This is a genomic window from Sorangium sp. So ce185, assembly GCF_051526825.1.
In the GTDB taxonomy this organism is placed as follows: domain Bacteria; phylum Myxococcota_A; class Polyangia; order Polyangiales; family Polyangiaceae; genus Sorangium; species Sorangium cellulosum_D.
Genome location: NZ_CP150316.1, coordinates 12,317,293 through 12,333,604 on the forward strand (window position 1 = coordinate 12,317,293; position 16,312 = coordinate 12,333,604).

General features: G+C 69.4%; 9 protein-coding genes. 7 read left to right on the top strand and 2 right to left on the bottom strand.

Translation table 11 applies throughout. The annotated features are described in order from the left end of the window. Positions 1-5 precede the first annotated feature (5 nt). Complete coding sequence (locus WMF26_RS45460) at positions 6-6,860, bottom strand: FG-GAP-like repeat-containing protein (RefSeq protein WP_437997798.1); 6,855 nt, start codon at positions 6,858-6,860, stop codon at positions 6-8. Positions 6,861-7,040: 180 nt separating this feature from the next. Beyond that, complete coding sequence (locus WMF26_RS45465) at positions 7,041-7,646, bottom strand: class I SAM-dependent methyltransferase (protein WP_437997799.1); 606 nt, start codon at positions 7,644-7,646, stop codon at positions 7,041-7,043. 93 nt (positions 7,647-7,739) lie between these two features. Here WMF26_RS45465 and WMF26_RS45470 point away from each other — a divergent pair, with 93 nt between their 5' ends. From WMF26_RS45470 to WMF26_RS45500, 7 genes are all read left to right on the top strand, one after another. Further along, entirely contained in the window at positions 7,740-10,001 is a 2,262-nt protein-coding gene (locus tag WMF26_RS45470) for a bifunctional salicylyl-CoA 5-hydroxylase/oxidoreductase (RefSeq protein ID WP_437997800.1), read from the top strand. A gap of 219 nt (positions 10,002-10,220) precedes the next feature. Next, positions 10,221-11,090 (top strand): helix-turn-helix domain-containing protein, encoded by an 870-nt coding sequence (locus WMF26_RS45475; RefSeq protein ID WP_437997801.1) that lies wholly within the window; start codon positions 10,221-10,223, stop codon positions 11,088-11,090. Between the two features lie 72 nt (positions 11,091-11,162). Next, positions 11,163-12,410 carry an MFS transporter gene (locus WMF26_RS45480; RefSeq protein WP_437997802.1) on the top strand — a complete coding sequence of 416 codons (1,248 nt, stop codon included), beginning with the start codon at positions 11,163-11,165 and terminating at the stop codon, positions 12,408-12,410. 168 nt (positions 12,411-12,578) lie between these two features. Beyond that, positions 12,579-13,298: a MerR family transcriptional regulator gene (locus tag WMF26_RS45485; protein WP_437997803.1), complete on the top strand. Its 720-nt coding sequence runs from the start codon at positions 12,579-12,581 to the stop codon at positions 13,296-13,298. A 209-nt stretch (positions 13,299-13,507) separates the two neighbouring features. Beyond that, on the top strand, positions 13,508-14,425 hold the full coding sequence (locus WMF26_RS45490; RefSeq protein WP_437997804.1) for an STAS domain-containing protein: 918 nt from the start codon (positions 13,508-13,510) through the stop codon (positions 14,423-14,425). Positions 14,426-14,813: 388 nt separating this feature from the next. Further along, complete coding sequence (locus tag WMF26_RS45495; protein WP_437997805.1) at positions 14,814-15,827, top strand: YihY/virulence factor BrkB family protein; 1,014 nt, start codon at positions 14,814-14,816, stop codon at positions 15,825-15,827. Between the two features lie 38 nt (positions 15,828-15,865). Then, positions 15,866-16,204: a hypothetical protein gene (locus WMF26_RS45500; RefSeq protein ID WP_437997806.1), complete on the top strand. Its 339-nt coding sequence runs from the start codon at positions 15,866-15,868 to the stop codon at positions 16,202-16,204. Positions 16,205-16,312: the final 108 nt, after the last annotated feature.

The window sequence follows — 16,312 nt, forward strand, 5'->3', positions numbered from 1 at the left end:
ACCGCTTACTGGTAAGGGTTAGGGCCCGCGTAGTGCACATCCACATGGCGTCCGAAACGAACCGTGCCCCGATGGATAACCTCACCCGGCTTTCCCGGAGAGAATGTGACACCCTGGCGCGGCGTGAACTCGATAACAAAATCTCCTCTGCCGGCGTGCGTGGGGGCGCCGATGAAGAGCTCGTCAAATGCTTGCGCTGGATTCAGCGCCTTTTCCGTCGCAAAGACCTGCCCCTTGGCGTTGGGAAGGAACATCTTAGATTCTTGGATGGCGTTGAACCCTGCCTCGTTCGTATAGTGCCGTAGAACTTGCCCGCCAACTTCCCCCCTTGCGGCCCCGACCGCCTCGCCCAGCGCCTCCACGCCCGCGCGCGCCGCGCTCCCTGCCTTGCCGCCCGCGCCGGCGAACTTGATGACGGCGCCCACGCCGACCACGCTCAGCGCGTCGAGGGCGACCGCGATCGCCTTATCCGTCGGCGTGGCGCGCGGATCGGAGAACGCCATCAGGCTGCTCATGCCAGGAAAGGGGATCAAGCCCATCGCCGCACGCGTCATCTCCGGCGACAGCGACCACCCAGCGACAGGTCTCTCCTCCCCGAATATATCACGCCCTGCCTGCCCCAGCGGACTGTGCGGGTTCCATCGCGACCCGAGCGTGTAGCTCGGCCGCAAATCGGACATGTCGAGGCTGAAGTCCACCCCCAACCCTGGAGGACCAGACTCGCGATGGCCGAACGGCTCGCCCGACGCCGGATCATTGTAGATCCCTGGCAAGTCAACCTGCCACACCTCGACCGTAACGCATCCCGTGGAGCTACATTCGGTGGAGATCGATGTCCAGCGGATGTTCAAGTCCCCGTCTTCATCTATCGCCTGGTACCCGGTGGGATCCACGAAGCTCAGCGGATTGTTGAACGCGTAGCTGTAACGGTTCAAGCTTTGCGAGAAGAACGGCGCCTGCACGAACGGATCCGCCGACAAGAACCTCCCCAGCGCCGGATCGTAGATCCGCCCTCGCATGTTGATGAGCGACAGCTCCTCCTCGTCCTCATGCCCGGTGAACCCGATCGTCTCGCTCGGGGGCGCCGCGGCCGGTCCACCGGTCGCCCAGTCGGGATTCCGGCGCTGCCCGAACGGGTCGTAGCTGCGCCGCTCGACCGCCGCCCCCAGCTCGTTCGTGATCACGCCCGCGGACCCGTCGTGCCCTGGATGCAGGTAATGTACGGCGCGCTTCTCCTCGCCCGTCGCGTCGACCGCGATCGTCTTCACCGCGATCACGCCCTCCGGCCCCATCACGTGCATCTTGTGCGTCACGCCCCCCGCCGTGTGCTCGTGCCGCTCGTACAGCCCGCCCACGTACGTCGTGATCTGCGCCGGAGACACCTTGCGCGCGCGCTGCCGGTCGCCGTCGTACTCGTACGTCGTCACCCCGTGCTCCGCCTCGATCTGGCGCGGCTTGTCGAACGGCGTGTACGTGATCGTCGCCGACGCGTTGCTCGCGCCGCGCACGTCGATCGGGCGGACGGTCTGGTTGCCGTTCTCGTCGTACTCGTACGACTTGCCGTTCGCGCGCCGCACGGCGTGGGGTCGATCGCCGTCGTACTCGTAGCTGCCCACGTCCGATTTGTGCGTGATGTTGCCGAAGTCGTCGTACTCGTAGTGGTAGAGCGGTGTCCCTCCGCCTCCGAGGTAGACATTCTCCAGCCGGTCCAGCTCGTCGTAATCGAACGTCTCGGTCAGCCCTTGCCGATGGTCTGTCCGGCGCTCGACGTTCCGGTTCTCGTCATACCCGTACGACAGCCGCTGCAAGGTGATCAAAAGCGACTTCGGCAATGACAATGTCCTATATGTCGTCGTGCTCTCGTCCAAGAGCCCGGTGGCCGGCACGTACTTTCGCGACGTCGTCACCCGGTTGGCGAAGCGCTCCCGGGTGATCCGATTCGCCGCATCCGCCGCCTCCCACCTCCATAGCTCACGGCTGGTCGCCGGTTCCTCCACGGCCGTCAGGTGGCCATAGTCGTCATACCGGTAGTCCACGCCGAACGGCGCGTCGTCGTCCGTGGCGGGATACGCCACCCGGCGGAGCTCGCCCCGCTCGTTGTACGCCCGCCGGATCGCGAACGACTCGCTTCCCCCTGACGGGCCGGGCAGCTCGGTCGTCTCCCGCCAAGGCCGGCCGGCCTCGTCGTAGTCGACCTGCACGATGACGCCATCCGGGCTCGACATCCTCACCAGCTTGCCGACCGCGTGCGGCCCTTCATCGTACATCCACTGCGTCAGCCCGTCGACGTCCTGACGCACCGTCGGACGGCCCACCACATCGTGGCAGTACAGCGTCGTCTGGTCCTTGTTGTCCGTCTCCGACCGGACCTGATCGAAGGCATCGTGGACGAACCTCCGCAGCCCCGAATCCGGGTTCCACGCCTCCGTCACGCGCCCGTACGCGTCGGCCACCTGCACGAGCGCGTCGCCCCGCGCGTCCGTGATCCGCGAGAGGCCGCCGAACGGCCCGTGGTGGTACTCCGTCGTCTCGTGGCGCGCGTCCTCGGCCCGCACCACTTGCCCTCGGCCGTTGCGGACCACGGTGCTCTGGTGCGCCCGTCCGTTCGTGACCGTCGTCCTCGTCTCGGCGTACGTCATCGAGATCGTCACGCCATCGGGCTCGACCACCGAGGCGGGCCGGCGGCGGCGATCGTAGGCATGCTCGGTCCACCCCGGAGGCGATTCACCGGCCAAGTACGGCAACGACTCGGCGCGCACGCCGCCGAATCCCCAGTAGCGCCGGCTCGTCTCGCTCACCTGGCCCCTCAACCCGTGGCGCTGCGCCCAGAACGGGCGGCCGAGCCGGTCGAACCGCGTCGCCGACGTCGCGCCCGTCGTCTCCTGCGCGTGCGCCGTGATCAGCCACTCCGCGCCCACCAGCTCGCGCGTCAGCCAGTGCGTCGTCGAGCTCCCGTCCGGCCGGTGCTCTCGTCGCAGATCGCCGAAGGCGTCATGAATCCACCACGCCGCGTGGCCGTTCGGATCGACGACCGCAGCCAGCTCACCCAGGTAGGGATGGTACTTGAAACGCGTCGTATGGCCGAGCCCGTCGCGCATGGCGTGAAGGAACATCCCGCCGGGCTCGTACGTATACACGGTCTGGCGCGTGACGCCATGGGCGTCGACCGTCGTCGAGCGCTCGACGTTTCCGTAATCATCGTAGTCGAGGCGGGTGTCGAGCCAGTGCGCCTCCTCCCCTGGGTGGCCTCTCGTGATCCGCCCCGGCAGGCCCGTGGTGGTATCGTAGCTCGTCTCGCTCGTGCGGACTTGAGAGCCCTCGGCGCTGACATCGCTCGTCGTGACCACCCGGCGCAGACCGATCCGCCACGAGTCGGTGTGGTTGTCGTACGTCGCGGTCGTCGTTGTGAAAGGGATCACCACGTCGACGGAGGGAGCCCAGGCTCGCTTCGTCTCGATGGTCGGATTGCCGAAGTCGTCCACCTGCCTCTCGAAGTCCGTGGCTCGATATGGAATGTTCTCCCCGTCGAGGACCTCTTCCGCGGCGAGCACCCGCCCGAGCTCGAGGGGCGTCCACCGCAGGCACTCCTGGTCGCTGCGCTGCTCGCGGTCCTGGTAAACGAAGTGGCTCGCGCCGCCGTTCGTCGCGCGCACCGTCCAGCTCGCCCGCTCCATCGACAGCCACATCCCCGACGGAGCGCTCGGGTCCGCCCCGCAGCCGTCATGCCCGAAGGTGAGCGTCAGGATCGGCCGCCTCGCGTACGGATAGATCCGCGCCTGCGCATCGAAGGTCGTCGGGTCGTAGACGGTCCGCGTCCAGGCGGCGCTCCTGCTGACAGGATGCCCGTCGACAGAGCCGCTGAGGTCGTCGGAGTGCATCGTATAGCGGACGTGCGCGAGAAAGCCGAGCCACCCGCGGCCGTGTCGATCGACGAACGCGTCCTCGTAGGAGTGCGCCGTCAGCCGTCGGTTCGTCGGTCCCGTCAGGCTCCCGACCTCGGTGCTGACGTCCTCCGAATGCTGGGCCACCACGTACTTCGGCCCGACGAACCGCTTGCACGGGTAGCTGCAGATCGCCCCGGCGCCCGCGCGGAGGAAGTAGACGTCGTCCGGATCGGTCCCGTTCTCGTGCGTCATGCTCGGGCCGTAGGAGCGGATCAGCGGCGCATAGCGGATGAAGACGGTCGATGGAGACGACCCCTGCATCTGCCCGATCATCGCAGGATCGAAGTCATTGCCGCCGTCACGGATGCTGACGACCGCGTCCGGTCTCCCGCCAAACGGAGCCCGGTGGAACCGTACCCGGAATTTTCCTTGATGAGAGGTCACCAGGTCATGAAGCCCATCGCCGTCAATGTCGGCGATCCGCGGGCCTTGCCGGCTCGGCCAGGAGGAGCTCGTCGCCTCGTCAGGAGCGGGCTCGTAGGCGAGACCGGGGTCTTCGACCAGGAAGGCTCGTTCCGACGGCGCCGCCCGGAGGAGGAAGAACTTCTTGAATTTATCATCGAGGGGCCAAGGTCCCTCGAGAGACGTCACGACGTCATCGAGCTCATAGGGAACCAGCAAATCCTCACGCCCATCTCCGTCATAGTCAAGGACGAGGCTCGCCTGCACATGATGTCGGAGCGCCACGAATCCGCTGGTGGTCGCGGTTCCCTGGTGGACGAACGTTCCTCCATGGTTGATCCAGAGAGACAAGCCGCCGTCGGTGGAGTCCGCGTACTTTTTGCTCGCGACGATGTCCTTCAGGCCGTCGCCGTTGACGTCCACGGGCACCAGCGCCTCTTCGTAGAACAGGCTTCCATCGATGCCGCTGTTCGCCAGCGTGATCAATCCATCGCTGGCGTGTGGCTGCTTCCGCCACCGAAGGATCTGGTACCTCCGAGACTCAACGGGCGCGCAGCCTTCGATGAGGTATGGGCCATAGTCCGTGCAACGAAACAGGAGAATTTCCTGTGCCGCATCACCGTCGACGTCGAGCGGGACCACCGGCATCGCGATGCTGGTCCCGTCGAGCTCTGGAATTATCACGCGCGGGCCGAAGCCCTGGCCATCGTGCAGGCGATAACCCCACCGCCCGCCGCACGTCTCCGGCGTAACAGGAAAGCAATGCTCGTGGTCGCCGGGCCAGAAATCGAACTCGAACAGATCTTTGATCCCGTCCCCATTCAGATCGACCAGGTAAATACCCGCCGTAAGATAGTCATGCACGAGATCACTGAATAGGATTGATCGCGGCGAGCGCGGTATTCCCGTATCCTGAATCTGGAACCCGGTCCCCGTCGACTCGAGGACGCGCCAGGTCGGCGACAAGTCCGCCAGGAGAAGGTCGGTCTTGCCGTCTTGATTGTAGTCGATCGGGAACCCGCGCTGGTAGTCGCCCACCTGGTGCTCATCCACGGACGGGGCGCCCGTCGGACGCGTCTTTGGGAGATGCTCGTTCTGTCCCCAGGCAGGATCGACGCCGAGCGCGAAGTTCCACCGCTCCATGTCAGGGTAGACGACATCGTCCCTTCCATCCCCGTTCATGTCCATCACGACGACCTGAGAGGCGAGGTGCTCGTCGGCCTTCGGCGTGTCAGCCGTCGCGTCGGTGGCCCCGACGAATCCTGCCTCTGCCTCGGACCATCCGAACCGCGTCGGGCGCTTGCACGCGCCCCACGTGCACTCCGTGACGGCCTCCAGGAGGCTCTGGCCGCTGCCTTTGCTCTGGGTGTACGCGAGATCGTAGCGACGAAACAACGTGGCGCCGGGATCCGCGGTGACCTTGATCTGCCGCAGGCGCCGCTCTACCATCGTCTCCAGCCCGTGCATGTACCGCGTCAGCACGTCGGAGCGCGCCTCGTACTCGAACAGAACGCTCCTGCTGTGAGGGACCCCGAGCTCGTGGCCGCCGTAGCGGATCTCCTTCGGGTAGTGCTCGACCGTACCGCCCTCGGCCGAGATCTTCTCGTACTTGATCTCCATGAAGTTGCCGACCCGGTCATGAACGGTCCGCAGCGCCCAGATCCGCGTAACGTCTCCCGTGCGCATCTTCGCGTTGGTGGCGCCGCCGTACGTGAGCTCCCGCCCGCTTTTGGTGTAGACCGTGAACGAATCTGGCCCTGTGTACTGGTCCCCCTTCGGCCGACCATGGGACACGACCTTCACGAAGGTGTCCGGGAGCGTGCGGTACTCGGCGCCGTCTGCCCCGTAGGCGCCGCTCACCGCGACGAGGCGCTGGCCGTCGAGGCAGAAACGGTCATCGGGCGTGAGGGTGACCCCTTGCAACGTGTCGTCGTCCGCATACGTGCGTCCACAGCGGGCGATCGAGGACAGACCCTGAAGCGAAAACCCGACGCCGAGGAGCCCGTTGCCCTTGTCGCTATGATATTGAATCGCGAGCTCGGGCTGCATCCCTGCTCGACCTGGGACAACCTGAATGGGGATCGAATAGGTGGCCGCGCCGTCGCTGTCCCCGACCGCGAAGGTTCCAGGCGTCTTGCCGAGCCCGTCGGCCGGCGCCAGCGTATGAAACGGCCAGTTCACGGCGGCGTGAGCCGTCGCCGGAGGGGTGACGTCGAGGGCGCCGTGCGGTCCTTCTTCATCTCCTGCGATGGGAGCACGGTAGGCCGGTACCGTCCCGAATATGGTGTCGTCATAGGGAGCCGCGTCGATCGGCGCATCGGAGAGAGGCGGACAGAGGCTCGTGCCCGCGCCCTGCGCGCTCCCGATCTCGCCGTCGCTCGTCAACGCGCAGCCGGCTCCGAGCACGACGATGGCCTGGAGCGAAAGCGCCAGGCAGAGCACGGCGATGGCGTGACAGCGTGATCTGCGGGTCCTGTCCTCCCGCGCGGAGACGTGCTTGCGTGCGATGTTCATCAAGATGGTTCCCCCTGGCGTCGAGCCGGCGTCGCTGGCGGCAGGTGCGACCGCCATTGTGACCCAGGCCACTATGCCGGGCGAACTGTGCCGTCAACGATGCCGGCGCGTCGGTGTCGTGCTCAGGGAAGCGTCACGCGTCAGGCAGGGATGATGGCGCGAACGCCGGGAGAACCGCGCTCACCGCGGCCGGAGCACGGAGAACAGCGCGCGCGGGAGCGGGTCCAGGGTCCCCTGATAGACCGTCTCCTCGCTGGAGAGGAGCTCGAACTCGGCCCCGAAGATCTCGCGGATGTCCTCGGGCGTGAACCGATACGGCCCCTGATCCCACGACTCCACCGCGCTGAAGCACTTGAGGAACAAGAACCCTCCGGGCGCGACGAGCCGCTTCAGCGTGCGGACGTAATCGCCCCTCCGCTCCGGCGGGAGCGTGTGGAAACAGCCGCGGTCGAAGACGACGTCGAACCGGTCGTCGAGCCGGCTGTCCAGGATGTCGTCCTGCACGAAGCGCACGGCGGCGCCCCGCTGCGCCGCCTGCGCCGCCGCCTGATCGATGGCCGGGTGCGACAGGTCGGAGCCGGTGACGTCGAACCCGCGCTCGGCCAGCGCGAACGCCTGCGTGGCCGGGCCCGTGCCGAGGTCGAGCGCCCGCCCCCGCGCGACCTGCAAGCGCTCGAGCGCCTGCGCGAGATCGGGATCCAGGCCCGCGTGGTACCAGGGCAGGCTCTCTGCCGGGGTGTTTCGATACAGCTCTTGCCAGTCCGGGAAGTTTCGCTGCTCGCTCATGCAGAACCTTACAGCCCCCGGAGCGGCGCCGCACCCGGCGTTCTCGTGTAGGCTCAGGCGCATGCAGCGGCGCCGGGGCGGAGGGGCAGGGCGGTGAGGATCACGTGCGTGGGCGGCGGGCCGGCGGGCCTCTACGCCGCGCTGCTCGCGAAGCAGCGGGACCCGCGGCGAGAGGTGGTCGTGCTCGAGCGGAACCGGCCCGACGACACCTTCGGCTTCGGGGTCGTGTTCTCGGACGCGACGCTCGACAACCTGGCCGAGGCCGACCGCCCGACCTACGACGCGATCCGGGGCAGCCTCGCCCACTGGGACGAGCTCCACGCGCACTTCGGCGGGCGCGTCCTCGTCTCGACGGGGCACGGCTTCAGCGGCCTGTCGCGCCGGAGGCTGCTCGCGATCCTGGAGGACCGGGCGCGCGAGCTCGGCGTCGTCCTGCGCTTCGAAGAGGAGGTGACGGACCCGGCCGAGGCGCTCGCCGGCAGCGATCTCGTGGTCGCGGCCGACGGGGTGAACAGCCGGATCCGCGAGCGCTTCGCCGACCGGTTCGCGCCGCGCATCGACGTGCGCCCGAACCGGTTCGTGTGGCTCGGCACGACGTTCCCCTTCGACGCCTTCACGTTCTACTTCGAGGAGAACCGCCACGGCCTCTTCCGGGTGCACGCGTACCGCTACGAGCCGGACCGCTCCACGTTCATCGTCGAGTGCCGCGAGGAGACCTTCCGCCGGGCCGGCCTCGACCGCGCGAGCGAGGACGAGACGATCGCGTACTTCGAGGAGCTCTTCGAGGGCAAGCTGAAGGGGCACCGGCTGCTCAAGAACAGGAGCGTCTGGCGGAGCTTCCCCACGGTGCACAACGAGCGCTGGAGCTTCGAGAACGTGGTGCTGCTCGGGGACGCGGCGCACACGGCGCATTTCTCGATCGGCTCGGGGACGAAGCTCGCGCTCGAGGACGCGATCGCGCTCGTCGACAGCCTGGGGCGGAGCCCGCGCGTGCCGGAGGCGCTCGCCGCCTACGAGGCCGAGCGCAAGCCCAAGGTGCTCGCGTTCCAGCGGGCCGCGCAGGTGAGCCTCCAGTGGTTCGAGAACACCGAGCGCTACATGGCGCTCGACCCGGTGGAGTTCATGTTCAGCCTGCTGACGCGGAGCCTGCGGGTGACGCACGAGGGGCTGAAGGCGCGCGATCCGGCGTTCGTGCGCGAGGTGGACGCGCACGTCGCGCGGAAGGCGGAGGCGCAGTCGGGCGCGCGCGTCTCCACCGGGGGCGGCGGCCCGCCGCCGCCGATGTTCACGCCGTTCCGGCTGCGGTCGCTCGTGCTGGAGAACCGGGTCGTGGTCTCGCCGATGTGCCAGTACTCGGCGGAGGAGGGGCGGATCGACGACTGGCACCTCGTGCACCTGGGCAGCCGGGCGCTCGGCGGGGCGGGGCTCGTGATCACCGAGATGACGGACGTGAGCGCGGAGGCGCGCATCACGCCGGGCTGCGCCGGGCTCTACCGCGCCGATCACGCCGAGGGGTGGCGGCGCGTCGTCGACTTCGTCCACGCGCGCTCCCGGGCCAGGATCGGCGTCCAGCTCGCGCACGCGGGGCGCAAGGGCGCGACGAAGCGGCTCTGGGAGGGCATGGATGCGCCGCTCGAGCGCGGCGCGTGGCCGCTCCTCAGCGCCTCCGCCATCCCGTACCTCCCGGGGAGCCAGGTCCCGAAGGCGATGGATCGCGGGGACATGGATCAGGTGACCTCGGATTTCGTGCGGGCGGCGAGGTGGGCGGACGAGGCCGGGTTCGACCTCATCGAGCTGCACTGCGCGCACGGCTACCTCCTGGCGAGCTTCATCTCGCCGCTCACGAACCGGCGCGACGACGCGTACGGCGGGCCGATCGAGGGCCGGATGCGCTATCCGCTCGAGGTGTTCGACGCGGTGCGGGCGGCGTGGCCGGCGGAGAAGCCGATGAGCGTCCGCATCTCGGCGACCGACTGGGCGCCTGGCGGGCTCACGACGGACGATCTCGTCGCGCTGGCGACGATGCTGCGGGAGCACGGCGCCGACATCCTCCATGTCTCGGCGGGGCAGACGGACCCTTCCGGCAAGCCGGAGCACGGCCGGCTGTTCCAGACGCCGCTCGCGGAGCTCGTGCGGCTGGAAGCGAAGGTGCCGACGATCGCGGTCGGCAACATCCAGAGCTACGCGGACGTGAACAGCATCATCGCGGCCGGCAGGGCGGACCTGTGCGCGCTCGCGCGGGCGCACCTCTACGACCCGTACTGGACGCGGCACGCCGCCGCGGAGCAGGGGTTCGACCTGGAGTGGCCGCTTCAGTACCGGTCGGTCGCGGGGTACACGCTCCGCATGCGCTGACCCGGCGCCCGTCGGCGGCGGCGACGGCGCGCTGCGCCCGCGGTGGCGTCGAGGACCAAGGGGGTGGCCGGATTTGAACATGAAGGCGGGAAGAAAGATCAATGATCTTCCTGCCTTCCCGCCTTCATGGGAGTTACACCGGGGGCAAATCGGGCCACCACCGAGGATCAGCGCGGCGCTTGCGCGCTGCGCCTCCGCCTTGCAGAGTCGCCTGACCCGATGGCGCCCGAGGACGTCCGCTTCCGCGAGCGCGCACCACACCCCCTCTTGCGCGGTGCGGTGCAGAGCTACTCCTCCTACGAGGAGCGCCACACGGTGAGCACGGAGGAGCACCGCCTCCTGCCCGAAGCCAACATCGATCTCGTGTTCCACTGCGGCGATGCGCGCATCGAGGGGCGCGATGGCCGCCTGCGCCCCTTGCCGCCCGTCTTCGTGATCGGCGTCCGGGACGAGCCCGCCCGGATGGTGTCCCGCGGCCTTGCCCGCGTGATCGGCGTCCGCTTCCACCCGTGGAGCGCGCTCTCCTTGCTCGAGCGCGAGGCCGATCTCCGCGGGACCTGCACGACGGTGGGCGCTGGGCTGCGGGCGCTCTCCGAGCGCGTGGGACCCCTCCTCGAGCGGGGCGCGTGCGACGCGGCGACGCGGCTCATCGAGGGGTGGCTGCTCGAGCGGCAGCGCGTGGCCCGCCCTCCCGACGGCCCGGTGACGGCGGCGGGCCACGCGCTGCACGCGAGCCACGGCAGCGCCCGCGTCGGCGCGCTGGCCGGGCGATTCGGGCTGTCGGTCCGGCAGCTCGAGCGGCAGTTCAAGCGGGCTGCTGGCCTGTCCCCCAAGGCGCTCGCGCGGCTCATCCGCTTCTCCCGGGCCACCGAGCGGCTCGAGCGCGTTCCGGACGCGAGCCTCACCGCGCTGGCCTTCGAGCTCGGCTACGCGGATCAAGCGCACTTCATCCGGGAGTTCCGCGCCTTCACGGGCATGAGCCCCGGCAGGTTCGCCGCCGAGGTGCGGCGCCTCTCGCCGCACGGCGAGGGCGCGGGGGGCGCGCGGGACGCGGGGGACGCGGATCGAGGCGAACACACGCGCGATTGAGCTGCTGGCGAACGCGCGCCGATGTCGCGTTTGTTCAATCGGAGGCGGCGCTGGGATCGTTACGGTCGCCGCATGACGAGCACCGTCGAGCGCCGCTCCGGCGCGGGCCTGCGCCCTCGGGCGCTCCTGCTCCTCCAGGCGACCGCCTTCCTGAGCGCGGCCGGCAACGGGCTGGCCGCCCCGGTGGTCCCCTTCCTTGCCGCGCGCTTCACCGGCGACCCTGCCCATGCGGCGTCGGCCGTGGGCCTGCTGAGCGCTTCGTATTCGCTCTGCGCCTTCTTCTCCGCGCCGGCGCTCGGGGCGCTGAGCGACGCGACCGGCCGCCGCCCGGTGCTCCTGCTCAGCCTCGTGGGCTCCGCGGCCGGCTACGCGCTGTTCGGCCTCGCCGACGCCCTCCCGCTCCTGCTCCTCGGGCGCATGATCGACGGCCTCACGGCGGGCAACGTGGGCACGGTGTTCGCTTATCTGGGCGACACGGCGCCCGACGAGCAGCGCGCCCGGAGCTTCGGGCGGGTGGGCGCGATGTTCGGGGCGGGGCTCATCGCCGGCCCGGCGCTCGGCGCTCTGGCCCTGAGGCTCGGCCTGAGGGCGCCCTTCTTCCTGGCGGCCGCCCTCACCGCGTTGAACGCCGCAGGCAGCTACCTGTTCCTCGCGGAGAGCCTCGCCCCCGAGCACCGGGCCCGCGCGCTTTCGTGGCGAAGGCTCAACCCGTTGTCGCAGCTCTCGGGGCTCTTGCGCGTGAGGCACCTCCGTCCCCTCCTGACCGTGGGCGCGCTCTTCACGACGGCCTTCGTCTCGCTCCAGGCGACGTTCGCGCTCCTGGCCAAGGACCGGCTCGGGTGGGGCGCCGACGCGGTGAGCTTCGCCGTGATCGCGGTCGGCGCCACCGACGTGTGCGTCCAGGGGGTGCTGCTGGAGCGCCTGGTCAGGCGGCTCGGGGACGCGCGCGTGCTGGCGCTCGGCCTCTCCCTGGTCGTCCTCGCCCTCGCGACCATGGGCCTCGTCGCGAGCCACCCTTCGGCGCCGGCGTTCGTCGCCGCCATCGTGGCGATCGCGGCCGGCGAGGGCCTGCTCACGGCCTCCCTCTCCGCGCTCCTGTCGCGGGCCGCCGGGCCGGACGCGCAGGGGCAGGTGCAAGGCGGCCATCAGGCGCTGCAGGAGCTGGGCTATGCGACTGTCCCGCTCGTCGCCACCCAGCTTTACGCGCGGGCCGGCATGGGCGCGCCCTTCTGGGCGGCGGCTGCGGCCGCGGCGCTCGCTGGCGTGTTCCTCCGGGCGAGCGTCGTCGAGGCGCCCGCGCCCGGCGGGGGACCTTCGTGACGAGAACGGCCAGCGCCTGACGCCCTGAGCGCGCCGGAGAGGCCGCTGAACGAGCGCGGCGCGGCAGCGAAAAAAAAGTGGAGGCCGGGCCTTGATCCTCACGCTACGTGAGGACCTAGCCTCCGGGGCATGGACGTCCTCCCCCGCCCTGGAAACAGGGGAAGCACCATGCGTTCAGCACCGTTGAAAGTCGGCGATCTCGCCAAGCAGACCGGCCTCTCCGTCCGTACGCTCCACTATTACGAGGAGATCGGGCTGCTGTCTCCGTCGCACCGCACGGCGTCGGGGCACCGGATGTACTCGGCAGGCGACGTCGCCCGGCTCCAGCAAATCAAGTCGTTGCGCGAGCTCGGCTTCAGCCTGGAGCAGATCACAGGGTGTCTGGACGGGCCGGACTTCTCTCCGCTGGAGACCATCGAGCTGCACCTTGCGCGGCTGCGCGAGCAGATCGCGCTGGAGCAGAAGCTCTGCACGCGGCTCGAGGGTCTGGCAAGCGTGCTTCGCGCGGGGGAGGACGTCTCTGTGGAGCAGCTCCTTCAAACCATCGAGGTGATGACCATGATCGAGAAGTACTACACCCCAGAGCAGCTCGCGGAGCTCAAGCAGCGCGCGGAGGCGATCGGCCCGGAGAAGATGCGCGAGGCCGAGTCGGCGTGGAAGCAGATCTACGACGACATGCGGGCGGAGATGCAGAAGGGCTCCGATCCGAAGAGCGAGCCGGTGCAGCAGATCGTGAAGCGCATGCGGGAGCTCATCGACGCGTTCACGGGGAAGAATCCGGGGATCGAGAGCTCGCTGAACCGGATGTACAAGGAGGAGCCGTCGATGAGGAACCAGCACGGAATGGATCCGGCGCTGCACGAGTTCATCGGCAAGGCGATGAGCTGAGGTGCTGCGTGGTTAGGTAGGTAGTCGGTAGGTGTTCGGTGGGGCCCCCGCGCCGCGCGGCGGGCTCCCTCCCCTCGCGCCGACCACTTCGCCTACGATTACGCCCCTCCAGCATCGGCCCATCCCCGCGATCCCATGCTGGATTTCGCTCGCTCGGACCGACTTCCTGGAGTACGGTAGCATTGGAATCCTGACCCGATGCTGACCCGATGAACGAACGACCGAGCTCGACGGGACTCGAAGGCGAGAACGCGGCCCTGCCCCAGCGCGCGGCCGAGCAGGAGGATGCCCGGGCGAAGCTGGAAGCGCTCTGCTCGGTGATCCCGATGTTCGTCGCCTTCATCGATCGCGACGGGATCCTCCAGGAGGCGGTCCCGACGCTCATCATCACCGCCGAGATGGCCAGGCAGGGGCGCAACACCCGGATGGGCGCGGTGGTCCGAGACGACCACCTCGAGCGCTGCATCGCGGTCATCCGGGAGTCGCTCGCGAACCGAACGATCCTGCGCATCGAGTACCCCATCGCGATGGGCGAGCACGAGGTGTGGTGCGAGGCCACCTGCAAGCCCTTCACGAACGACACCGTCCTCTGGGTCGCACACGACATCACCGCGCAGCGGCAGCTGGCGCACACCCAGGCGGAGCTGCGCGACTCCCAGGAACAGGTGATCCGGGCCCAGCAAGCCGCCCTGCGCGAGCTGTCCACGCCGCTCGTCCCTCTCGCCGAGGGCGTCGTCGCCATGCCCCTCATCGGCACCCTCGACAGCGCCCGCGCCCAGCAAGCCATGGAGAAGCTCCTGGACGGCATCGTCCAGCACCAGTTTCACACCGCCATCGTCGACGTCACGGGCGTCAGGAACGTCGACGCCGAGTCCGCCGACGCCCTGCTGCGCATCGCGCGCGCCGCGCGCCTCCTGGGCGCCCAGATCATGCTCACCGGGATCAACCCGGACACCGCGCAGACCTTGGTGGAGCTGGGGGTCGACCTCACAGGCATCACTACCCGCAGCACCCTGCAGAGCGGCATCGCCCACGCCCTCGCCCGGGCAGGCGCGCGCCCCGCAACGCCCGCGTCCGCTGCCCCCGCCTCGGCCGCGCGCGCCCGGCGCGACCCCCAGGGGAGCTGATCCCTCGACGCCGTGCCTTCCGGCGCTCCGGCGACACGGGAGAGGCACCACGCCCGCCGACCGCTCGGATGCGCTCGCCGCCAGCGGTCGCCGCGTGTTGCAGCGAGGCAGCGCAAGCGGCAGCCGGCCCACGATCGCACACGCCGTGATGTGGCCTTTGTGCCGCGTGAGGCAATTCGCGCCACGGGCGACGGCGAAGCCAGCAAGCGCCCGGCGCGAGCGGGACCCCCGGCGCCGACGCGGGCAGACCGGCAGCCCCCCTGTCCGCCCCGCTGCCGCCGCGCCCGGCCTGGCACTCGCGTTGCTCTCTCCCAGACGGCCGCCCCGGCGGAGGCCGCCCAGGAAGAACGCAACGGCGCGCCGCGCGCCCCTGCAGTGAAGGTCTGTCATGTACCTGCCCGGAAAAGAAATCCCCTGGAAGGATTTTCTGAACGACATCAAGCAGGAATGGGTCAAAGACAAGGTCGACACCGTCGCTGCTGCGCTGACCTTCTTCGGCGTCCTCTCGATCTTCCCGTTCCTGCTCTTCGCGGTCGCCCTCGCCGGCCTGGTCATCGATCCGGCCGAGTCCGCGCGGCTGATGCGCGAGTTCTACCAGATGGCCCCGCCCGCCGTGGCGAACATCCTGGGCGAGCGCCTCCAGGCGCTCACCGAGGGACAGAGCCCGGCGCTCCTGACGGTCGGCGCGCTCGGCGCGGTCTGGGCCGCCTCGGGCGGCGTGATCGCGCTCATGGACGCGCTCAACTCCGCCTACGGCGTCGAGGACAGCCGGTCGTTCCTCAAGCGCCGCGGGATCGCCCTCCTGGTCACGCTCGGCGGCGCCGTCCTGCTGACGCTCGCCTCGGCGCTCGCGGTGGCCACGCCGGCGGTCACCGAGCACCTCGGCCCGCTGGCGACGCCGATCCTCTGGCTGCGCGTGCCGGTCTCGGCGTTCATCGTGATGGCCGTCCTGGCGGCCCTCTATTACGTGCTCCCCGACGTCGAGCAAAAGTTCAAGTTCATCACCCCAGGATCGGTCGTGGCGGTCGTGATCTGGGCGATCGCCTCGCTGGGGTTCTCCTTCTACGTCAGCCGCTTCGGCAGCTACGAGGTGAGCTACGGCGCGCTCGGCGGCGTCATCATCCTCCTCCTCTGGATGTGGATCTCCTCGATGGCGGTGCTCCTCGGGGCCGAGATCAACGCCATCATCGAGCACCGCTCGCCGGACGGAAAGCGCACCGGCGCCAAGGACTCGGAAGATACCGGGGTGGACGTGCCCAAGACCGCGAAGGAGGAGGGCCAGGAGTCCGCGCTCCCGGCCAGCGCCGGCCGCCCCCCGCGCGAGAGGAGCGCGGGCGGGGACATCGCGCTCCCCCACCCCGCACGCTCGAACCGCTCGGAGCTCCACGGGGGCAGGGCCTAGAGCGCCGATCGGCTTGACCTGTTCACCGGAGCTCTCTCATGTCGCACAGAATCCTCGCTTCCACATCGCTGCTCGTGTTGATCGGCTCGCTCGCCGCGGGCTGCCAGGGCGCCCAGGGCGGCGCGCCCATGACCCCCGTGCCCGCCGACGGCACGAGGAGCGCGGAACCCGGCGGCGCGGCGGACCAGGAGGTGGACGCTCCGGTCGGCGCCGGCGGCGCGCCGGGCACGGGCGACCAGCAGGGCTGCACCGGCGGCCCGCTCCTCAAGTATGTCGGGCAGAGCCCGGACCAGTGCGCCCGGATCCGCTTCGTCTGCGACCCGGGTTGGACCTATTTCAGCGACGATTGCGGGTGCGGCTGCACGAAGCAGCCCTGAGCCGGGCGCGCCCACGGGGATCGCGGACGAGGAGCGCGCCTCGCGGGCGCCCCCGGGAGCCCCGGGCCGGCCGCTCCACAAAAACACCTCGCGCTGGGCGGCCTCCGG

Bases quoted from the DNA above. Each gene is read 5' to 3' on its own strand.
- WMF26_RS45460 (WP_437997798.1), bottom strand. From the start codon at position 6,860: ATGAACATCGCACGCAAGCACGTCTCCGCGCGGGAGGACAGGACCCGC.
- WMF26_RS45490 (WP_437997804.1), top strand. From the start codon at position 13,508: ATGAACGAACGACCGAGCTCGACGGGACTCGAAGGCGAGAACGCGGCC.
- WMF26_RS45500 (WP_437997806.1), top strand. From the start codon at position 15,866: ATGTCGCACAGAATCCTCGCTTCCACATCGCTGCTCGTGTTGATCGGC.
- WMF26_RS45480 (WP_437997802.1), top strand. From the start codon at position 11,163: ATGACGAGCACCGTCGAGCGCCGCTCCGGCGCGGGCCTGCGCCCTCGG.
- WMF26_RS45495 (WP_437997805.1), top strand. From the start codon at position 14,814: ATGTACCTGCCCGGAAAAGAAATCCCCTGGAAGGATTTTCTGAACGAC.
- WMF26_RS45485 (WP_437997803.1), top strand. From the start codon at position 12,579: ATGCGTTCAGCACCGTTGAAAGTCGGCGATCTCGCCAAGCAGACCGGC.
- WMF26_RS45475 (WP_437997801.1), top strand. From the start codon at position 10,221: ATGGCGCCCGAGGACGTCCGCTTCCGCGAGCGCGCACCACACCCCCTC.
- WMF26_RS45465 (WP_437997799.1), bottom strand. From the start codon at position 7,646: ATGAGCGAGCAGCGAAACTTCCCGGACTGGCAAGAGCTGTATCGAAAC.